This is a genomic window from Streptomyces sp. NPDC101152, assembly GCF_044768275.1.
Classification (GTDB): domain Bacteria; phylum Actinomycetota; class Actinomycetes; order Streptomycetales; family Streptomycetaceae; genus Streptomyces.
This window is the reverse complement of record NZ_JBIWPO010000010.1, coordinates 146,309-167,112: the sequence shown is the minus strand read 5'-3', so window position 1 is coordinate 167,112 and position 20,804 is coordinate 146,309. Positions and strand designations below refer to the sequence as shown.

Annotated in this window: 17 protein-coding genes; 9 read left to right on the top strand and 8 right to left on the bottom strand. The window is 70.0% G+C overall.

Features of this window, described 5'->3' with window-relative positions:
* Window positions 1–13: 13 nt before the first annotated feature.
* Window positions 14–205, top strand: coding sequence for a hypothetical protein (locus ACIRVK_RS16350; protein WP_404247393.1), 192 nt, complete (start codon window positions 14–16; stop codon window positions 203–205).
* A gap of 305 nt (window positions 206–510) precedes the next feature.
* On the opposite strand, the gene ACIRVK_RS16345 is transcribed toward ACIRVK_RS16350, so the two are convergent.
* The 4 genes from ACIRVK_RS16345 to ACIRVK_RS16330 all read right to left on the bottom strand — a co-directional run bounded on the left by ACIRVK_RS16345 (window position 511) and on the right by ACIRVK_RS16330 (window position 3,854).
* Window positions 511–1,083: a cysteine hydrolase family protein gene (locus tag ACIRVK_RS16345; RefSeq protein ID WP_404247391.1), complete on the bottom strand. Its 573-nt coding sequence runs from the start codon at window positions 1,081–1,083 to the stop codon at window positions 511–513.
* A gap of 66 nt (window positions 1,084–1,149) precedes the next feature.
* Window positions 1,150–2,571, bottom strand: coding sequence for an MFS transporter (locus ACIRVK_RS16340; RefSeq protein ID WP_404247389.1), 1,422 nt, complete (start codon window positions 2,569–2,571; stop codon window positions 1,150–1,152).
* Between the two features lie 49 nt (window positions 2,572–2,620).
* Window positions 2,621–3,094 carry a MarR family winged helix-turn-helix transcriptional regulator gene (locus ACIRVK_RS16335; RefSeq protein WP_404247387.1) on the bottom strand — a complete coding sequence of 158 codons (474 nt, stop codon included), beginning with the start codon at window positions 3,092–3,094 and terminating at the stop codon, window positions 2,621–2,623.
* 37 nt (window positions 3,095–3,131) lie between these two features.
* On the bottom strand, window positions 3,132–3,854 hold the full coding sequence (locus tag ACIRVK_RS16330; RefSeq protein WP_404247385.1) for a hypothetical protein: 723 nt from the start codon (window positions 3,852–3,854) through the stop codon (window positions 3,132–3,134).
* A 348-nt stretch (window positions 3,855–4,202) separates the two neighbouring features.
* Between ACIRVK_RS16330 and ACIRVK_RS16325 the strand changes: the two genes are divergently transcribed.
* The 5 genes from ACIRVK_RS16325 (at window position 4,203) to ACIRVK_RS16305 (ending at window position 10,088) form a co-directional block, all read left to right on the top strand.
* On the top strand, window positions 4,203–5,516 hold the full coding sequence (locus ACIRVK_RS16325; RefSeq protein WP_404247384.1) for an ABC transporter substrate-binding protein: 1,314 nt from the start codon (window positions 4,203–4,205) through the stop codon (window positions 5,514–5,516).
* 120 nt (window positions 5,517–5,636) lie between these two features.
* Entirely contained in the window at window positions 5,637–7,652 is a 2,016-nt protein-coding gene (locus tag ACIRVK_RS16320) for a branched-chain amino acid ABC transporter permease (RefSeq protein WP_404247382.1), read from the top strand.
* A complete protein-coding gene (locus tag ACIRVK_RS16315) occupies window positions 7,649–8,482 on the top strand; it encodes an ABC transporter ATP-binding protein (RefSeq protein WP_404247380.1) in 834 nt (277 codons plus the stop codon). Before ACIRVK_RS16320 ends, ACIRVK_RS16315 begins: the two co-directional genes overlap by 4 nt.
* Window positions 8,479–9,189 carry an ABC transporter ATP-binding protein gene (locus tag ACIRVK_RS16310; RefSeq protein ID WP_404247378.1) on the top strand — a complete coding sequence of 237 codons (711 nt, stop codon included), beginning with the start codon at window positions 8,479–8,481 and terminating at the stop codon, window positions 9,187–9,189. The genes ACIRVK_RS16315 and ACIRVK_RS16310 overlap by 4 nt, the downstream gene beginning before the upstream one ends.
* Before the next feature lie 53 nt (window positions 9,190–9,242).
* The gene (locus tag ACIRVK_RS16305) at window positions 9,243–10,088 is read left to right on the top strand and encodes a lysophospholipase (protein ID WP_404247376.1); all 846 of its coding nucleotides are present in this window, start codon (window positions 9,243–9,245) and stop codon (window positions 10,086–10,088) included.
* A 26-nt stretch (window positions 10,089–10,114) separates the two neighbouring features.
* Here ACIRVK_RS16305 and ACIRVK_RS16300 read toward each other — a convergent pair whose 3' ends face one another.
* Window positions 10,115–11,875, bottom strand: coding sequence for a sigma-70 family RNA polymerase sigma factor (locus ACIRVK_RS16300; RefSeq protein WP_404247374.1), 1,761 nt, complete (start codon window positions 11,873–11,875; stop codon window positions 10,115–10,117).
* A gap of 172 nt (window positions 11,876–12,047) precedes the next feature.
* On the bottom strand, window positions 12,048–13,964 hold the full coding sequence (locus ACIRVK_RS16295) for an autotransporter (RefSeq protein ID WP_404247372.1): 1,917 nt from the start codon (window positions 13,962–13,964) through the stop codon (window positions 12,048–12,050).
* Between the two features lie 391 nt (window positions 13,965–14,355).
* Between ACIRVK_RS16295 and ACIRVK_RS16290 the strand changes: the two genes are divergently transcribed.
* From ACIRVK_RS16290 to ACIRVK_RS16280, 3 genes are all read left to right on the top strand, one after another.
* Window positions 14,356–14,886 (top strand): SigE family RNA polymerase sigma factor, encoded by a 531-nt coding sequence (locus ACIRVK_RS16290; protein ID WP_404247370.1) that lies wholly within the window; start codon window positions 14,356–14,358, stop codon window positions 14,884–14,886.
* Entirely contained in the window at window positions 14,883–15,665 is a 783-nt protein-coding gene (locus ACIRVK_RS16285; protein WP_404247368.1) for a hypothetical protein, read from the top strand. The genes ACIRVK_RS16290 and ACIRVK_RS16285 overlap by 4 nt, the downstream gene beginning before the upstream one ends.
* A gap of 90 nt (window positions 15,666–15,755) precedes the next feature.
* Window positions 15,756–18,209 carry a non-reducing end alpha-L-arabinofuranosidase family hydrolase gene (locus ACIRVK_RS16280; protein ID WP_404247366.1) on the top strand — a complete coding sequence of 818 codons (2,454 nt, stop codon included), beginning with the start codon at window positions 15,756–15,758 and terminating at the stop codon, window positions 18,207–18,209.
* A 53-nt stretch (window positions 18,210–18,262) separates the two neighbouring features.
* Here the strand turns inward: ACIRVK_RS16280 and ACIRVK_RS16275 are convergent, their stop codons facing one another.
* Entirely contained in the window at window positions 18,263–19,942 is a 1,680-nt protein-coding gene (locus tag ACIRVK_RS16275; RefSeq protein ID WP_404247364.1) for an RICIN domain-containing protein, read from the bottom strand.
* A gap of 403 nt (window positions 19,943–20,345) precedes the next feature.
* Window positions 20,346–20,792, bottom strand: coding sequence for a hypothetical protein (locus ACIRVK_RS16270; RefSeq protein ID WP_404247362.1), 447 nt, complete (start codon window positions 20,790–20,792; stop codon window positions 20,346–20,348).
* Window positions 20,793–20,804 lie beyond the last annotated feature (12 nt).

The window sequence follows — 20,804 nt, the reverse complement described above, 5'->3', positions numbered from 1 at the left end:
CCAGGGTGGAGGCATGACACGCCACGTTCATGACAAGGAGCCGGAGACCACCGGCCGCGACGTCGCACCCGGCAGGGGAGGGTTGCGGGAACTTCTCGGCCTGACGTTGGTGGCGGGCGCCGCTGTCCTGTTCGTCGTCCGTCCCGAGTGGTACGAGGCAGGGGTGCACATCGTCGCCACGCGGGCGGCCTCGATGGTCCACTGAGCCGGCGATCGGAATCCTGTGAACACCGCATCTGCCGCAGCCGCTGGCCACCGACGCTCCCCGCGCGCCCAGGCCGGATCTCACCGGACGTACTTGGCGGGCCTGGTGGGGGCGTTGAGCAGGTACTCCAGGGGAGCACGTCATGGAAGATCTCCCTGTCGCCGTCGTGATGATCCCAGTGTCGGGTCCCGACGACCGGGGCCCCATCCGGCAGTCGGCCGGTTCGCCCCCGCCGGTCGACCGGTCACCACCCGCCGGGTGGGGGCATGAACCGCCCCGGTCTCGTAGAGCACAGTGATCCTGTTTCAGGTCGCCTCGTGATCCCGGGGGCACAGGAGGGCCAGGATCTCGGCTGTGGCGCCGGTTTCGCCGAGGGCGGGGAAGACGTGGCGGGTGCTGTTGTCGTGGGCGGCCAGGCCGATGTCGGTCATGGCGTCGGTGACGAGGGTGACGTGGTAGCCGTGTTCGTGGGCTTGGCGGGCGGTGGACTCGACGCCGAAGCTGGTGGCGACGCCGGTGATGACGACCTGGGTGACGCCCAGCTTGTCGAGATGGTCGGCGAGGTCGGTGTGGTGGAACGCGCCCCAGGTGTATTTGGTGACGGTCTTGTCGCCGGACTGCTGGTCGAGTGCCGGGAGGAGGTCGGTGAAGCCGTCGGGCAGGTCGCGGGCGCCGTCGCCTCGCTCGGTGCGGCCGGGGGCGGTGCCGGCGACATTGACCAGGACGACCGGCAGTCCCTTGGCACGGAAGGCGTCGGCCAGTGCGGCGGTGTTGGCGACGATGTCGTCGAGCGGGTGCACGGTCGGCAGGCCGGTCAGTCCTGTTTGCAGGTCGACGACGATGAGTGCGGTGGTGGGGTCGAGGACGGTGACAGGCACTGGGTTCTCCGGGCTTTCTCCGGGCTTTGCCGGACTCGGTGGGACAGGTGCTGTGAGTGGCCGCTGTCAGCGTCGGGATCGCGGGGACAGCGAGGGATCGGCGACGGTCGTGACGATCAGGGCGGCGCTGATGCCGACCATGATCCAGGCGATCAGGTGGAGGCCGTGGTCGCTGACGTGCGTGTGGAACACGATGCCGGTGACGGCCGAGGAGGCGATCGAGCCCATGTAGGCGAAGGTGCGCAGCAGACCCGCGGCGCTGCCGAGTTGTCGAGCGGGAGCCTGGTCGTACAGGGCGGTCTGGTTGCCGGCCGAAGCGGCGCCCATCGAGATGCCGAACACAACGGTGACGGCGACGAACAGGCCGATCCAGCTCGACGAGGTCAACAGGAGAACGCCCGCCGACCCGGCCATGCACATCAGCGCGGCGGCGATCAGCGGCCCTCGTACGAGGTTGCGTCGCGACACCGGCGCGATGACCACCGCCGACGCCAGGGTCATGGGCAGCAGGAGCAGTCCGGATGCGCTCTCGGACAGGCCACGTACCGCCTCGGCCCATTGCGTGAGCCCGTAGAGCACGATGTAGACGCACAGCATCGCCAGGCCGAAACGCAGATAGGTTCGGGTCAGAGCCAGGTTGGCCGCGAGCAGGCGCACGTCGAGGAACGGGGTGGCGGCACGCGACTCCCAGGCCGCGAGGGCCGCTCCCGCTGCCACCGCGATGCCCAGCAGGTACCCGTGCACGACGGGCAGGTCGTAGAGGAACACCAGCAGTGCGGTCATCGTCGCGCCGAACGCGAGGATGCCCGTCACGTCGAGGGCGGAGGCGATGCCGCGCAGGGTGTGGTCACGGCCGACGGGGTGGTCGCGGGGGATCCAGGCCAGTGTCGTGGCCAGGGCGATCAGTGCTACCGGCACGTTGAGGAAGAACACCGACCGCCAGGTCAGGGCGCCGACCAGGATGCCGCCGACGGGCAGTCCCAGCGACGCCGTGGCGGTGCCGGCCATCTGGAGTGCGCCGAGGACGTTGCCGGGCGGTTCGTCGAGGCCGGCGTCGTGGGCTCGGCCGCGGATCAGCAGCATCGCCGTCGGGTAGGCGCAGGAGGTGCCGAGACCGATCAGAACCCTGCTGATGAGCAGGGTGCTCAGGTCCTGCGCGAGGCCGCCCACCGTGCCGCCGGCTGCCACCAGCACGGTCCCGGTCAGAAGGACCCGTCGCGGACCGAACACCTGGGCGGCCTTGCCGGCCGTGGGCTGGGCGATGGCGCTGGCCAGATACAGCGCGGTCACCAGGGCTGCGGTCTGCCCGACCGGGACGTGCAGGCCGGCGGCGATCGGTACCAGCGCGGTGGCGATCAGTGAGCTGTTGATCGGGTTCAGCGCGGAGCCGATCAACAACGGCACAGTGAACCGCCAGGAGAAGGGACGTGCGGCACCGCCTGTCTCGCTCCGGGCGCCTGCGACGATGTCGGACTCCGGCTCGTTCATGGCACGCTCTCCGCTCCTCGGGGTGCGGCTCGATGATCACGATGGCTGGTCAGAACAGGTCTGCCAGCCGCTCGATCAGCGGCGCCGCGGCGTCGAGAGTCGCGATCTCCTCGGGTGTGAAGGACGTCGCCATCGCCGCGGCCATCCGGTCGGCGACAGCGCTGCGCTCGGAACTCAGCACGGCCCGGCCGGCCTCGGTGACCGTGAGCAGCCAGCGACGCCCGTCGGCGGGATCGGCGGTACGGGTCACCAGCCCACGGTTTTCCAGGACCGCGACGGTGGCGCCCATCGCCTGGGGAGTGATCTGCTCACGCCGGGCCAGCTCCGCGGTGGTGACCGCGCCCAGCCGTTCGAGCCGGGAGAGGGCCGTCAGCTGTGGGCCCGTCACATCTCCCTCGCTCAGCGCTTCGTGACTGCGGCGTCTGAACGTGCCGATGCTGATCCGCAGCCGCGTGGCCACCCCGATCAGCGCGGGGTCCGGCTCGAAGGTTCCGGTGCCGTCGCCTGATGCTCGTGAACGCATATTGGAAGGCTAGGCTTCCAATATGCGTTTTGCAAGGCTAGCCTTCCAATGCGCCGCGCGAAACAGATCCTGCCGGTACGGGTTCGGTGAACTGGTCGAACAGCATGACGGCCACCCTGGTGACAAGGGACCAGTTCTCGTCGCCGTGCGGGTCCGCCAGGTCCCCGTAGCCGGCGATCCACCGCATGTGGAAGCCGTCCAGCAGGGACGCGATGCTGGTGGCGAGTTGATCGACCCGGTAGGGCGCACGCATGCGCAGTCCGTAGGTGTCGAGCAGGGCCTGGTACGCCTCGCAGGCCACCTTCGTGAACGAGTCGCCGTAGTGTCCGAGCGCCTCACGTACGCGGGGGTTCGCGGCGCTGGCGTAGAAACCGAGCATCACCCGGTAGATCGGGTCCACCCGGTGGTTCTTGTGGTTGTCGGTCAGGACGTCGTTGAGGGCTTCCTGCCAGGTGACGCCCTTCTCGACGGCCGTCTGGAAGCGCCGGATGCTGTCGGGCAGACCGGGTACCAGTTCCGCCTGCCGGGAGGTGAGGTGGAACAACAACTCGGCCTGGAAGTCGGCCTGAGCCGGCCAGATCTGGTAGATCGATCCCGTGGTGACCGCCGGTGCCGCCTCGTCGCCCAGCCGGTCGCGGATGATGCGGGTGGCCTCTTCCGTCACCTGCTTGACCCGCACATGGGCCAGTGCGGCGGAGACCGCGGCCTCGCTGGTGTCGGCGGTTCCCGCACAGACGAGTTTGGTCGCCGCTTCCAGCATGAGAGCCCGAGTCTCCTCGAGCGATCGCCGAGGCAGTCTGCGCCTTCCGGCCTGCGTCGTCACGCCCTCCCCCTCTCCTTGCCTGATCGTTACATCGAGCTACTTGATCGTTAAATCAAAGTGAACCGAGGCGTTGACAGGGGGTTAGCGTACACCTAGATTCCCGGTTCGTAAGAAAGTTACGAAACCTCGAAAGGCCGCCCGATCAGGCCTTTCCTGGTGTCCAGAGCTGCCTTCCGTGCTGGTCACCGCGGGTAGTCCAGGTTTCCGGCCGACCCGTCACCACTCCCCGTCGCGCATGCCCTCCGGCATGTCTTCCCCCTTCGCTCCGCTCCACGGAGGTCTCGTATGCCTACCCATTCGCGTGCCCGAAGACTGAGCCTCATCGCCTCCCTCCTGGCGCCCGTCATGGGCCTCACCGCCTGCAGCGGTGCGCAGAGCCCGGGCTCCGCCTCGACCGGCGCCGCCGCAGCCGACTCGTCAGCCACCGCGGACACCCGCCCGTCGGCCGCCGTGGTGACCGACTATCAGAGTTACGTGGGAGGCAAGGCGGGCAAGGCCGACTCCGGCCTCTCCCCGGTCACGCTCGGCTGGGTGAACGTCGAGGGCGGCCCCGGCGGCAGCCCGGAGGCGACCCTGGGCGCCAAGGCGGCCGTTCGGTACGTCAACGAGAAACTGGGCGGAATCGGTGGCCACCCGCTGGCACTGAACATCTGCACGGTGGTCTCCGCCGAGGAGGAGGGGCAGAAGTGCGGCCAGCAACTGCTCGGCGACCAGGCCGTCTCCGCCATCGCCCTCGGCAATCTGTACCTGGGCGACGCCTCCTTCAACTCCGTGGTGGCGGGCAGGAAGCCGGTTCTGGTCGGCGTGGCGACGGGGCCCACCCTGCCCACGGCGAAGAACACCTACAGCACCTTCGGCGACCTGCCGCACATCTTCGGCACCTGGGGAACGTACGCGCGTGACGTCCTCAAGGCGAAGACGGCCGCCGTCATCCACACGAACACCCCCGGCGACAAGATCGCCTCGAGTGCCGCGGTCAAGGGGCTCGAGGCCGCCGGCCTCACCGTCAAGTCGGTCGGCTTCGACGCGCAGGCCACGGACCTGATCGGCCCGGTCACCGCGGCCGGCGCCAACTCCGCCGACGTCATCGTGCCCATCACGATCGGCTCCGGGTGCGTCGGAGTCGCCAAGGCGATCAAGCAACTCGGCATCCACAAGCCCGTGGTGTCCACACCCCTGTGCATGTCACCGGACGTGGCCAAGGGCCTGGGTGGGGATCTGCCCACCTGGACGTACGGCGTCGCCCAGACGCTGCCGACCGACACCTCGGCCCCCGACTCCAAGGCGTTCCTGGCGGCATCCGGCCAGGTGGGGCTGGACCAGGCCACCGCCTCCCAGGTCTTCGCCCCCCTGGGCTGGAGCACGATCCTGACGTTCGCCAAGGCGCTCAACGCCGTGGGAGCCGACAAGATCACCCCGGCTGCCGTCTCCGCGCAGCTGAAGCAGTTCACCGGGCCGGTCGTCATGGGCGCCGCCGAGGTCAAGTGCGCCAAGTACCCGGACGCCCCCGCGGTCTGCAACGACCAGGCGCGGTTCTACCAGTACAAGGGCAAGGGTGCCTTCCAGCCGCTGACCGACTGGCTCCGCCCGCCGCGGTGACCCCCGTCCCACCGTCCGCCCGGGCCGCGTCCGGCCCGCGACAGACCTTTCCCGTGCCGTGTTCCTTGAGGCCCGACAGCTCCCCCAGGGCCCAGGAACACGGCGCTCAAGGAGTAAGCAATGGAACAGATCCTGCTCTTCGCCGTGCTCGGCCTGGGCCAGGGGGCACTGATCGCCGGCATCGCACTCGGCGTCGTGGCGACCTACCGGGGTTCGGGCATCATCAACCTGTCGACCGGCGCTGTCGCGATGGTCGCCGGTTACACCTTCTGGGCCCTGAGCACCGGCTTCTTCGGCTTCTCCCTGCCGACCGCCGCAGCCCTGGCGGGGGCGCTCATGGCGGCGCTCGCGGTCGGTGTGCTCACCGAGGTCGCGGTGTTCAAGCCCCTGCGCGCGGTCTCACCACTGGCCAAGCTCGCGGCGTCACTCGGCATTCTGCTCACCCTGCAGGCCGCCGTGCTGCTGGTGTTCGGAACCCAGCCCCAGCAGGCCCCCAGCATCCTGCCCTCCAACGCCGTCAGGTTCCTGGGCGTCACCACGCCCGTCGACCGTTTCATCCTGACCGGGCTGGTGATCGCCGTCGCGCTCGCCCTCGGGACCCTGTACCGGTGGACCCGGTTCGGGCTCGCCACCCGCGCCGCCTCGGAGAACGAACAGGCGGCCCTGCTGGCCGGTCTGTCACCCAACAGCGTCTCCCTCGCCAACACCCTGCTGTCCGCGCTGATCGCGGGGCTGCTCGGGGTCCTGGCCGCACCCATCGTCCAGGTCGACTCCGTCACGCTCCCGCTGCAGGTGGTCCCGGCCCTGGCGGCGGCACTCTTCGCCGGATTCACCTCACTGTGGATCGCCTGCTCCGCCGGCATCCTCATCGGCGTCCTGCAGTCGGTCGTCTACTACCTGTCCACCCAGAGCTGGTTCCCGACCGACAACGGCAACGCCATGCCCGGACTCCAGCAGCTGCTGATCTTCCTCCTGATGATCGTCGCGCTCTACGTCAAGGGGGCGGGCCTGCCGCGCCGCGGTGAACTCGTCGAGCAGCGGCTGCCCGCCGTACCGCTGCCGGACCGGCTGCTGCGACCGGCCGTCCTGGCCACGGCCGCCGCCGCCCTCGCCCTGGTCGTGCTGCCCTTCGACTTCCGCCAGGCGCTGACCAACTCGCTGATCGGCGCGATCATCGTTCTCTCGTACGTCGTCATCACCGGCTACGTGGGACAGATCTCGGTGATGCAGCTCGCGCTCTCCGGCACCGCCGGTTTCGCCCTGTCCCACCTGGCGACCGGACTGCACATCCCGTTCCCCTTCAACGCCCTCGGCGCGACCCTGCTGGCCACCCTGCTCGGTGTGGCGGCCGGCATCTCCGCCCTGAGGGTCCGCGGCGTGAGCCTGGCCGTCGTCACGCTGGCCGCCGCACTCGCGATGGAACAGGCCCTGTTCACGAACACCTCCTTCGGCGGCACCGCCGGAGTGACGGTGCCCCCTCCCCGCCTGTTCGGCGTGGACCTCGGTCCGGGCGCGGCCTTCCGCGGCCTGGACGGCAACGAACCCAGCCCCCTCTTCGGCTTCCTCGTCCTGTCCGTCGCCGTCGCCCTGGGCCTGTACGTGGCCAACCTCAGACGCACCGGGCTGGGCCGGCGCATGCTCGCCGTCCGCTCCAACGAGCGTGCGGCCGCGGCGGCAGGCGTCAACGTACGAGGGGTGAAGATCGCGGCGTTCGCCATCAGCTCCTTCATCGCCAGCGCCGCGGGGACCCTGTACGGCTACAACTTCGGCTCCGTCAGCGCGGTCCGGTTCACCGCGCTGGCCGCACTCGGCCTCATCGGCTTCGCCTACATCGGCGGCATCACGATGGTCTCCGGAGCCGTCATCGCCGGCCTGATGTCCACCGAGGCACTCGTCCCGCACGCCCTGGACAAGTGGTTCGGCATCAAGGGGACCTGGGCCCTGCTCTTCGGTGGGGTCTCCCTCATCTTGACCCTGATCGCCAACCCGGACGGCATCGCGGGCGCCAACCACCGCAGGAAGAGGGCGAAGAGAGCCGCCCGCGCGGCGAAAGCCACCCAGACCCTCGCCGAGAACGCCACGTCGGACACCGCCGGGGCCGTAACGGCGCCCGCAGCCGAGGAGGTCGCACGATGACCATGTTCAAGGTCCGTTCGCTGGGCGTCAGTTACGGCGGCGTCCACGCACTCAGCGATGTCACCCTGGACGTCGCCGAAGGCCAACTGGTGGGACTCATCGGACCGAACGGCGCGGGCAAGACCACCTTCGTGGACGCGGTCAGCGGACTGGTGAGCTCCCGGGGCCGGGTGGAACTGGACGGCGAGGACCTGACCGGCATGGCCCCGCACGCCCGGGCCCGCCGAGGTCTCGCCCGCACCTTCCAGAGCAGCGAACTCTTCGAGGACCTCACGGTGACGGAGAACCTGCGCGTGACGGCGGAACACCCGACCTGGGTCAGGGTGTTCGGCGAGACCTTCGGCCGCCGCACACCGCCGCCCTCCGCCGTCGCCGATGCCCTCACCACGCTGGGCCTGCAGGATCTCGCCGACGCATCCCCGGCCGAGCTGTCCCAGGGACAGCGCAAACTCGTCGGCGTGGCCCGGGCCCTGGCCGCCCGCCCCCGCATCATCTGCCTCGACGAGCCCGCCGCCGGCCTGGACACCGCGGAGAGCGCCGAACTCGGCCGCCGCCTGCGCGCCGTCGCCGACGCCGGTACGGCACTGCTCCTCATCGACCACGACATGGGTCTGGTGATGGGCATCTGCGACCACCTGGTCGTCCTGGAGTTCGGCAAGGTGATCGCGGCGGGACCCCCGAGCCGGGTCCGCGACGACCCCGCCGTCATCACCGCCTATCTCGGCGCGTCCGCCGTCCAGCCCGCCGACGCACCCGTACCGGACGGCGGCACTCCTTCTCTCGCCACCGGCCGGCCCGGAGTTCCCAGCAGCGCACCGGAGACATCATGAGCACACCCGTCCTGGAAGTGACCGGACTCACGGCCGGCTACGACGGAGCCTCCGTCGTCCGCGACCTCGACATCACCGTCGGCCCGGGCGAGGTCGTCGCCCTGCTGGGTGCCAACGGCGCCGGCAAGACCACCACGCTCAAGGCCGTCTCCGGGCTGCTGCGTCCCGCCGCCGGGACCGTCGCCTTCACCGGAACACCTCTCGACCAGGTGCCGGCGGCGGCCCGCGCGCGACGGGGCATCGCCCATGTCCCGGAAGGCAGGGGCATCTTCTCCGGACTGACCGTGGCGGAACACCTGCGGCTGGGACACCGGGGAGAACGGCTCGACGAGCAGGCGGCGTACGCCTACTTCCCGGTCCTGACCCGCCTGCGGGACCGCAAGGCCGGGCTCCTGTCCGGCGGAGAACAGCAGATGCTCGCTCTGGGACGGGCGCTGGCCCGTCGTCCCAAGCTGCTGCTGCTCGACGAACTCAGCCTCGGCCTCGCCCCGGTCATCGTCGAGGAACTGCTGCCCGTCGTCCGGCGCTTCGCCGACGAGTCCGGCTGCGGGGTGCTGCTCGTCGAGCAGCACGTCGGCCTCGCCCTGGAAGTCGCCGACCGAGGCTGTGTCCTCTCCCATGGCGAACTCACCGTGCAGGCCACGGCCCGGGAGCTGAGAGCGGACCGGTCCCGGATCGTGGCCGGTTACCTGGGCGAGCGTTCCTGACCGCCCCACCGGCACGGACCAAGTCTCTCCACTCACCCTTTCCCAGGAGAATCATGTTCGACTTCGACAGCGTCAAGGACGGCGTGCGCATTCACGTGCACGTGTGGCAGCCCGCCGGCCCACCGCGCGGTGTGGTGCAGATCGCGCACGGCATGGGCGAACACGCCGGCCGGTACGCCGCGCTCGCCGAGGCGCTGACGGCCCGGGGCTTCGCCGTGTACGCCAACGACCACCGGGGACACGGGCTCAGCACGCACACCGCGCCCGGCCATCTCGGCGAGGACGGCTGGAACAGCCTCGTCGGCGATCTGGTGACACTCTCCGAGACGATCCGGGAGCGGCACCCGGGTCTGCCCCTGGTGCTGCTCGGCCACAGCCTCGGCTCCTTCGCCGCGCAGCAGTACGTACTGCACCACTCCCACCTGATCGACGCCCTGGCTCTGGCCGGCACCACAGCGGTCGACGCGATGCTCGCCAACCAGGCGGCCGACACCGGGGACCCGCTCGTCGCCCTCAACAAAGGCTTCGAGCCCGCTCGGACGCCGTTCGACTGGCTCAGCCGTGACCCGGAAGCCGTCGACGCCTACCTCGCGGACCCGCTCTGCGGCTCCAGCCTCGACGCCGAGGGAATGCGACAGGTCGCCGCCGCCTCGACAGCACTCGCGCAGCCCCGGGGCATCCCGGCCCACCTGCCCGTATACGTCCTGGTCGGCGACCGGGACCCGCTCAACGCCGGACTCACGCTGAGCGACCTGCTCGTCGACCGCTACCGGCAGGCCGGCCTCACCGACATCACCTACCGCGTCTACGCCGAAGCGCGGCACGAGCTGTTCAACGAGACCAACCGCGCCGAAGTCGAGGGCGACCTGCTGGCCTGGCTGGAGCGGACCCTGCCGTGAGCCTTGCCGCGGCCCCCGAACCATGGTCAGGACACGACGGAGCGCTGGGGCACGGAGGCCGCGTCGGTCGGCGTGGAGCGGGTGGTGTACTGCGGTACGGGGGCGTCGTCGCGGCCGGTGTCGCGCACCAGTCCGTACCGTTCGCGGTCGGCGGAGTGCGGGGCCGGGGGAGTGGCGATGTCGTCGGCTGTCTCCTGCCAGGAGGAGTGCAGGACGTCGAGGTTGTAGTCGGCCTGGGTTTCGTTGAGGTGGAGGATGACGCTGCCGTCGAGGTAGTAGTACTCGTTCTGCCACATCTGCTGGGCTCCCGGCGGCAGGACGATCAGTCCTTGCTGCCGGTTGCCCATCCAGGTGCCGCCGGCGGGCGCGCCCGGCTGACGGTCGTCCATGCGGTGGCCGCCGCCCGAGGCCACGTGGAACAGCCTTCCGCGCAGCCCGGTCCACGAGGGCATGGTCAGCAGCCCGGGGCGCCCGTACATCACGTCCCAGTGGACGGTGAAGTAGCCCTTCCCGCGCAGTACCACCGTGTCCCCGCGGTGGACGAGCTGGTAGCCGTCCAGGTGTCTCTTGAGCCCGGTCATCGTCACCGTGGTCTGCGGGCGGTGGGGCAATGCGGCGGGCGGCCGGTTCGGCGGTGGCGCGCTGTCCACGGTGTCGACCACGGACCCGTACCGCGGACCGGGCGAGGGATGCGAGACGGCCGAGCCCCGTGCCGGTGCCGGCCGTGACGGTGACGCGGATGCGGTGAGCGGGGCCGCGGGTGCCGACCCGGAAGCCGTCGGGGCGGTGGCCGGACGCGCCGAAGGGCTGGACCACGGGGCCACGTACACGAGCACGCCACCGCCCACGGCGAGCAGCGCACTCGCCACCACCACGGCCTTCGCGGTGAGGCTCGTCCCCGCGGTCCCTGCCGTCCCCGCCGTCGTGGAACCCCCGCTGCCCGACGTGGCCGTGGTGCCGGCACGGCCGGCCGCCGCGTGCGTTCCCGCGGACAGCCACGGGCGCCAGGCCAGCAGGGCCGCCGGCACGGGCAGGAGGGCCAGGGGCGCCAGCAGTCCTTCCGGGGCCAGCAGGCCTTCCTCGTGGCGCACGCAGCGCGGGCACTGCCGCACATGGCGGCCGAGGCGTTTGCGCCACAGGCCGCTGGGGGTCCCGTTCCAGCCCAGGGTCAGCCGGGTCAGTTCTCCGCAGGCGGGCCTGGCCGCGAGGGCTCGGACGATGACGCGGGAGGTGTGCAGGCGCTCCTTCATGCGTTGCACCCGTACAGCCGCTTGATGGCCGGTCATGTCCAGAGCGGAGGCGAGCTCGGCCCGCGCGAGCCGGCCGGCCGTCTCCAACCACCACAGGGACAGCAGCTCCCGGTCGTCCTCGTCGAGCCAGCGGGTCGCGCGCACGGACTCCTCGCGCTGCCCGGACAGCCGCAGGTCGAGGATGACCTTCTCGGCGAAGTCGGCGGCCGGGTCGGGCCGGTGCTCGGCCGCGTCGAACGCGGCTCCCGTCGTCTCTCTCCTGCCGCGCCTGCGGAGGTGGTCGCGGACCTCGTTCACGGTGATGGTGATCACCCAGGACCGGAACGCGTCCGGGCGCTCCAGTCCCCCGATGCCGCGCAGGATGCGCATCATCGTCTCCTGGACGATGTCGTCGACGTCGTCGCGGTACGGGTGCGCACGCGCCGCGACGCTGTAGACCAGCGGAAGCGTCCGGGAACTGAGCTCTTCCAGGGCGCCGCGATCGCCGGCCCGAGCCGCGGCTATCACATCGGCCGCGGGCGCGGCATGCCTTGGCATCGGGTCTCCCTTCGACCTGACGCGGGTACGAGGCCCCGCTCGCGCCGACCGAGCCGGGTCGCGAGAGTCCCGGGCCGTCGCCGTCGGTGTCACACACCGTGGCAGCGAGGTCATCGTAAGGGGTGAGCGCCGACAGTCATGGGCGGCCGGTGGAATCCGTGGCGGCCGGAGATCAGCGGGAGTGACGCGGGGACCTACGCTGACGCGAGCGGACGCGCACGAAGACGGAGACCGCGGCGACGCCGGCGAGAACGACGCCCGCCAGTCCTGTGACGGTCCACAGAGCACCGGAGTTGCCGACGGTGTCCGCCATGGCGCCGGTGGAGGCGCCCAGGGGGGTGGCCGCTCGGCCGGTCCGGACGGGGGAGGGCGAGGGTCCTGTCGCGGCGGAGGAGGCGAGAGCGGTGAGCACGGTGTGGGCGCCGGCCCGGCTGACGGAGAAGCGCGTCCCGCCGATGGCGAGACCGGTACCGGAGACTCTCGCGGTCGTGGAACCGACGGTCAGCTCGGGGGAGTTCCGGGAAAGAAGGATCTTCGCGCCTGTGACGGCCCGCAGTCTGCGCAGCGTCGTGTCGCGTGCCTTGCTGAGATCCAGGACGGCCGAGGAACCGGTCAGTGCGACCGCGCTGGACGTCCGCAGAGAGGTCCCGGAGACGATCAGGCTGCCTTTGGTCACGGTGGTGGCGCCAGTGTAGGCGGCGCTGGTGACGGTGGTGGCCGCGGCTCCGCTCTGCGTCACCGATCCGGCACCGGTCATCGCCGGGAGGGAGGCGGGTGTCCCGGTGTTGCGGAGCACGAGGGAACCGTTGTCGATCACTTTGTCGAAGGCTCCGCCGGTGTGGAGGCTGCCGTCGCCGCCCGCGGTCCCGGAGCCGAGACGGAGGGTCGCATTCGGTTCGATGGTGGTGGATCCGTCGTAGTACTGCGCTGCTGCGAAGGTCACGTCGTTGCCGCTGGTACCGGCGATGACGATGTCCCCGGCGCCGGGAGCGCTGAGGGTGTCGTGATAGATACCGCCGCCGATGGGCGCGCCCAGGGTCACCGGTCCGTCGTAGTCGAAGGTGAGCCGGGAGCGCTGCCGTCTGGCGTGCAGGTTGATGTAGACCGTCTGCGCCGTGCCGGGCATGAAGATCTGGTGTGTGGTGCCGTCGCCCCACTGGACGTCGGCGCCCTCGATGTTGGTGCCGCGTTTGTTGAGTTTGTGGGCGACGGGCCGCCAGTTCAGTCCGGGGTCGCTCAGCGAGGGCGCCGCCCCGTCGCCGCTGTCACTCCAGCTGTAGACGCCGGTGAGGATCACCTTGCTGCCCGGGCGGGAGTGCACGTTCACGTCGTTGCCGTACTCGTGGCTGTAGAAGTTCTGCCGCTGTACGACCGTGTGGTAGAGCGGGGTGTCGATGATCCATGAACCGCGGTTGACGATGGAGCGGGCGCCTGGCAGGTCGGCGGCACAGGTGGTGCTCGCGAAGTTGACGCCCGTGCCGTTGTCGAAGATGCCGGAGAACGGGTTGGTGCCGCAGATCTGGAGCGTTCCCCACATGTTCCGGGGCTGGGTGACCAGGCCGGAGCCGCTGATGACGCCCAGGTTGAACAGCCGGGTCAGCGACAGGCGCAGGGTGCCGTCCACCCGGATGTTGTCCTGGTTCTGCTGGTAACCGGGCGTGTTGTACGGGAAGGACCCGATCAGGCCGGTCGTACCGCCGGTGCCGTACTGGAGGGTCGCCCCCGCGTCCACGGTGACCGCGGGCTCGTCGGGACTGCCGACCACGACGTACGGGTGGTTGCCGCCCGGGATCTGGACGCTCTGGTGCTGCCGGGAGGGCGGCAGGGTGAAGGTGCTGTCCCTGGCGAGGACCAGCGTGCCGGTGCCGGACACGCGAAGGGCTCCTTCACCGCTGATCACGCCGGTGTACGTGTGGGTTCCCTGCGGGACGCGCACGATCGCGTCGCCGGTCAGGACGACATCACGGTTCGCCAGGACGGCCGAGGTGATGTCGCCGTCCGCGGCGACCGCGCTGCCCACCGCAACCACCGGTGTGACGGCTCCCGCGACGAGAGCCGACGCCAGGACAAGGTGCCAAGATCGCTTCATCGAGTCAGGGTGCTTCCTGAAGTACTGGTGATCCTTACGGGCATGAAGACCGGTGGGCGGTGGCCGGGATCTCAAAAACCGTGCACCCGGTCGCCGAGAGAACAGCGTCGGGGCGGCAACCTTCTCGTCCTCTGCGGCAACTGGGATCCGGAAGGCCTAGTCGAACTACCGGATGGACGGGCATGAGGGCAACGAAGCACGCCGCGCCGCGACCGTGGCACAGGCGCGGACTGGTCCGGCATTGATGACCAGCCCGCCGGTCAGCCGTCACCGCCCCGCAACCGGGCAGGACCGCCGTTCGAATCCCGGGCCGGGCGCTGTTAGGCTGCGCCCGCCATTGTTGAACGCGCAACCAACGCACACATCATTGCCAGGAGAGGGCGACCCGGGGATGGTCCTCGATGACGCGTCCGCGGAGTTCCACGAATTCTTCGAACGCCACTATGCCGAACTCGCCCGTCTGGCTCACCTGCTGACCGGCGAGACCGACGCGGCGGACGACCTCGCGGCGGATGCCCTGGTCGCCCTGTGGCAACGCTGGGACCGGTTGCGGCAGGCCGACCACCCGCTCGCCTACGCCCGCGGGGTGGTGGCCAACCTGGCGCGCGGACGGATCCGCAGCGCGGTGCGCGAGCGGCGCCGGATCACGCTGTTCTGGTCCCGCAGCCCCGAGAAGGTGGAGGGGCCGGACATGGCGGCCGTGCTGGACGTCCGCGCGGCGCTCGCCCGGCTGCCGTTCCGCAAGCGGGCCTGCGTGGTGCTGCGGCACGCCTTCGACCTGTCGGAGAAGGACACCGCGGCGGCGCTCGGCATCTCGGTCGGCACGGTGAAGAGCCAGACCTCGAAGGCGATGGCCGAGCTGGAAAGGATACTGGGCGCACGAGCGGCCGGGGACCTGATGGCAGGGAGGAGGAATCGGTGAACGAGGAGATCGTCCGTCAGCTGCGGGAGGCCGCCGAGGCCCACCGGCCCGAGCGCGCGAGGATGCTGGCCCGGGTGCAACGCGGCATGGCCGGCCCCGCCGTCCGGCACCGCGCGCGGCCGTTCGCGAGGTCGGGGACCAGGGTCGCGCTCGCCGGGCTCGCCGCCGCCGGCATCCTGGCGACCGGCGGCCTGGCCGTCGCCGCCATCGTCGCGACCCCGTCGCCGTCGGCCACCGTGACCGTGCCGGCCACGCCGTCCCCCACCGCCGGCTCCCCGCACCCGACATCGGCCCGCCCCACCCCTGTCACGCCGGCCCCGGCCACCACCCCGGGCAGCGCGCGCCCGACTCCGCCGGCCACCAGTGCCTCGTCGGCCGCCGGCGAGAACCGGAACGGGCCGCTGTGGTCGGCCGGCTCGATGGATCCGAAGAGCACCGTCTACTGGACGCAGAGCAACCTCGCCCTCAGGACGACCCAGCCGCTCACCTCGCTCACGGTCGAGATGCGGATCGTGCAGACCGGCGGGGTGACGAACACCGGCACCTGGCAGACCCTGCCGAATGGTGACTTCACCGTCACCGTCCAGGAGGCCGGCGGCGCGCTGGTCTTCCGTTGGGTCCTCAAGCCGGGCCTGACCGTGCCGGCCGCGAGCTATGAGTTCGCCGCCCAGTTCAACAACGGCGCCGGCGTGCGCAGTGCCGCGGGCGACGGCTACCGCGTCGACGCGCAGGGTTCCGGCGGCTCCGCGTCGGTCCGGGGAGGGTTCGTGCGGCCCTGAGAATTCCCTCGATCGCGGCAACTTTTGTGTGCGTGGCGGCAACTGGCGGATGACCGGGACCGGAATCAGGTCCCGCTGTGCCAGAAGGACATGCCGTTGTCAGATCAGAACCGCTCTCATCGCCGTCGTCCGGCCACCCGCCGCGTGCTCGCAGCCGCCGTGGTCCTCGCCGCCGCGGGTGCCGCCGTACCGCTGGTCGCGCTGGCCGCACGCACGCCGGAGGCCCGCACACCGGCCCTGGCCGCCGCGGCGGCCGGCAGCGGCCGCTACTTCGGCACCGCAGTGTCCTCGGGCAGGCTCGGTGACTCGACGTACTCCACGATTCTCGACCGGGAGTTCAACATGATCACCCCGGAGAACGAGATGAAGTGGGACACCACCGAGCCGTCCCGCGGCACCTTCAACTTCGGGCCCGCCGACCAGATCGTGAACCACGCCACCGGCCACGGGCAGCGGATGCGCGGCCACACCCTCGTCTGGCACTCCCAACTGCCCGGCTGGGTCAAGTCCATCACCGACGCCAACACCCTGCGCAGCGTGATGGACAACCACATCACCCAGGAGATGACCCACTACAAGGGCAGGATCTACGCCTGGGACGTGGTCAACGAGGCGTTCGCCGACGACGGCAGCGGCCGGCACCGCGGTTCGGTCTTCCAGAACGTGCTCGGCAACGGCTTCATCGAGGAGGCCTTCCGCACGGCCCGGAACGCCGACCCCTCCGCCAAGCTCTGCTACAACGACTACAACATCGAGAACTGGACCGACGCCAAGACGCAGGGCGTCTACGCGATGGTCAAGGACTTCAAGTCCCGCGGTGTGCCCGTCGACTGCGTCGGCTTCCAGAGCCACTTCGGCGCCGGCGGCCCTCCGGCCGGCTTCCAGACCACTCTGTCCAAGTTCGCCGCACTCGGCGTGGACGTCCAGATCACCGAACTCGACATCGCCCAGGCATCCGCCACCGCGTATGCCAACACCGTGCAGGACTGCCTCAACGTGGCCCGCTGCACGGGCATCACGGTGTGGGGCATCCGCGACAGCGACTCCTGGCGCACCGGTGAGAACCCGCTGCTGTTCGACGCGAGCGGCAACAAGAAGCAGGCCTACAACGCGGTGCTCAGCACCCTGGGCGGCAGCAGCGGCGGGGGCACCGCAGGCGGCGGCACGACGGCCGGGGGCATCACCTCCGGCGCCGTCTACACGCTCTCCAACGCGGCCGCCGGACGCGTTCTCGACGAGCCCGCGGGATACAACGGCAACGGCACGCCGCTCCAGGTGTGGGACTCCAACGGCGGCGCCAACCAGCACTGGCGGGCCGCCCGGAACGGCGACGGCTCCTACACGCTGACCAACGTCGCCAGCGGCCGGGTACTGGACGAGCCGGCCAACCGGACGGGCAACGGGACCAGGATGGAGGTCTGGGACTCCAACGGCGGCGCCAACCAGCACTGGCGGGCCGCCCGGAACAGCGACGGCTCCTACACGCTGACCAACGTCGCCAGCGGCCGGGCACTGGAGATCCCCGGCACTCGGACCGCCAACGGCACTCCCGTCCAGATCCGGGACTCGAGGCTTGGCGCCAACCAGCACTGGAACCTCAGGACTTCGAGACCCGCGTCGGCGGGCGGCACGTGCGCCCTTCCGTCGACCTACCGGTGGACGTCGACGGGTGCGCTGGCGCAGCCGGCGAACGGGTGGGACGCGGTGAAGGACTTCACCACCGTGACGTACCACGGCAAGCACCTGGTGTACGCGTCCAGCGTCGCGGGATCGTCGTACGGCTCGATGATGTTCAAGCCGTTCACGAACTGGGCGGACATGGCGTCGGCCGGCCAGACCGGCATGAGCCAGAAAGCGGTGGCGCCCACACTGTTCTACTTCGCGCCCAAGAACATCTGGGTGCTGGCGTCCCAGTGGGGCGCGTCGGCCTTCGTCTACCGCACCTCGAGCGACCCCACCAACCCCAACGGCTGGTCCGAGCCGCAGCCGCTGTTCACCGGCAGCATCCCCCGCACCGAATCCGGCACCGGCCCGATCGACCAGACCCTGATCGGCGACGGCCGGAACATGTACCTGTTCTTCGCCGGCGACAACGGCAAGATCTACCGGGCGAGCATGCCGATCGGGAACTTCCCGGGCAACTTCGGCTCGTCGTACACGACGGTCATGAGCGACTCGACGAAGAACCTGTTCGAGGCGCCGCAGGTCTACAAGGTCCAGGGCCAGAACCAGTACCTGATGATCGTCGAGGCGCGTGGGGCGAACGAGCAGCGCTACTTCCGTTCGTTCACGGCCTCCAGCCTGGACGGTTCATGGACCCCGCAGGCCGCCACCGAGTCCAACCCCTTCGCGGGCAAGGCCAACAGCGGTGCCGGTTGGACCAACGACATCAGCCACGGCGACCTGGTCCGGGACAACCCCGACCAGACCATGACCGTCGACCCCTGCCACCTGCAGTTCCTCTACCAGGGCAAGTCCCCCACCGCGAGCGGCCCCTACGACCGGCTGCCGTGGCGGCCGGGCGTCCTCACCCAGCAGCGCTGACACGCAATGCGCCCCCCATCTCTTCGATGGGGGGCGCATTTCGTCGTCTTCGCCTACTTGAGCGCTGTACCGCCCGAGTTGTGATAGGCGATCGTCTTGCGGATCAGGTTTCCGCCGTCGGACTCGACCGTGGTCTGTTCCTGCTGTCCCGGACCGAAGAGCAGGCCGGCGACATGGGCGTTCGCGACCTGGTCCATGTGTCCGAAGAACCAGTCCACCTTGTCGTCCTTGTAATGGTTGAGGGTGTTGTTCTGCGCCATGTTGCCCACGGGGACCTGCCACAGGACCACCGGCTTGCCCACGGACTCGGCCATCGTCTTGTAGAACTGCAGCGCGGCGGCGGCCTTCTGGTCGGTCCAGAAGTGGTCACTGCCGCCGTGGGCCGGCTGTGCGTACCAGCCCGCGTCGCGGTCCGACACATCGGTGACCAGGAAGTCGGCGTTCTGCGCCCCGAGGCTCGCGTAGTCCTTGACGCACGCCTGTGTGTTGGTCTGCCAGTCCCAGCAGGTGAGGTGGAGCCCCACCTCGGTGTTCGGCGCGTACTTGTGCGCCATGGAGATCAGGCAGCGGGAGAGTCCGGCGGCGCTGTTCTCCTGCGATCCGCAGTCCGTCGGATTCGCGCCCGAGACCTGCGCGGCAACCTTGTGCGGATCGCCGAGCGACCGGACGTAGCCCCAGAAGTCGGGCTCAAGGTCGATCGCGTCGTGCGACGTGCCGATCTTCTGGAGGAAGAAACGGTAGTCGTTCATGTACCGGGTGAGCAGGTCACGCCGGTTGATGGCCACGACCTCGCCCGGACCGTCGCCCTGGCCCGCCGCATCCCCGAGGTCGCGCAACGAGTACCAGGTCCAGAGCATCTTCTGCGGACGCGGGCTGCCCTTGTACGTCGCCTGCGCCGCCACGGAGTCCCGCCAGGTCACGTAAGTTCCGGGCGCCGTGGTGCTGCCGTTCCAGCAGCCCCACCAGCCCGACCAACCGTCGTGGCAGCGCGCCGCCGAGTAGTAGTCCGACGAGGGCGCGGGCTGGCTGTGCACATAGGCGTACCGCACGTCGAACGGTGCGGCGGCCGCCGAGGCGTCGGACATCGAGCCGCCGATGAGCACCGTGCCACTGCCCAGGAAGCGTTTCGTCGAACTGCCGCCACCGGCCGCGGGCGACGACGGCGACGGTCGCGTGCCGCTCGGGGTCTGGCTCGCGGGAACGCTGCCGCCCGGCGCGGAGGGCGTACCGGCGCTGCCGACACTCCCGGCCGGCACGAGTTGCCACTGCTGATCGGCGCTGCCCCGGTCGCGGTTCTGGACGACGTCGCCCCCGTCGGCCTTGGCGGCCTTGTGAACCGCGACAGCCATGCCGCTGAAGCGATTGACCAACCGCACGTAGCCGTCCGGCGACTTGGCCAGTTTGAACTGCTGGTTGGTGCCGTTCAGGTCTTTCCACTGCACGATGGCGGAGCCGGCGGTCTTCGACCAGCCGAGGTCGTCCAGCACCTTGCCGGAGTTCCGGTTCTGCAGCCGGTAGTACCCGTCACCCGCGTCGATCAACCGCCACTGCTGGTTGGCCCCGCCGTGGCGCGCCCACTGCACCACCGCCGCGCCGTCGTTCGTGGCGGAGGCACGGTCGTCCAGTACCTTGCCGCTGTTGCGGTTGACCAGCACGTACCACTTCTTCAGATCCAGGGTCTGCTGCGCCGAAGCCTGGCTGACCACGACAGCCGAGCCGGCCACGACCACCATGGCGGCACCCGCCCAGACACCCCGACGCGCGAGCAACCGACGGCCACGATGCTTCGGGCGACCACTGCGCGCGCCGCCGTCGGCACGGTGGCCGCGGGCGCGGGACGCTCCCGATGACGTGGGCGGGCCGGGGACATGTCTGTGCTCTCGTTCCAGGGACACGCCTGTGCTCTCTTTCAGCTGTCGCTCTGACCGAACCACTTGGCCGGACAACGCTGAGTGGTCCCAGAGGCCGAAAAGGTTGCCGCGAAGAGCCACAGATTCTTTTTCGCCTGGACCGCTTCCCGCTCGGCCCAGCGAGATCACGCACAGACAGCAAATGGCCCAGGTCTCCTGACCTGGGCCTTGCTTATGGTGGGCCGCCTGCCGTCCACCCGCGGGCCGCGGCCCTTCTCCTGCTCGTTCACATGTCGTGAGGTGCGTGCTCGTACGGGTCGAAGGACTCGTCGCGCCGGACCACGCACAGGGCCCAGATGATGAACCCGGAGATCGCGATCATCACGACGGACCACACCGGGTAGTACGGCAGGGAGAGGAAGTTGGCGATGATGACGAGTCCGGCGATGGCCACGCCTGCGACGCGTGCCCATGTCGCGGTCTGGAACAGCCCGATGCTGACGATGACGGCGACCGCGCCAAGGGCGAGGTGGACCCAGCCCCAGCCGGTCAGGTCGAACTGGAAGGCGTAGTTGCGTGTGGTGAGGAAGATGTCGTCCGAGGCGATGGCCATGATGCCCCGGAAGATGTCGAGCAGGCCGACGAGGACGAGCATGACGCCCGCGAAGGCCGTCAGGCCCTCAGCCCACCCTTGCTTCGTCGAGTCCGCCTGTCGTGTGTGTGTCGCGGTCATGCTGCTACCCCT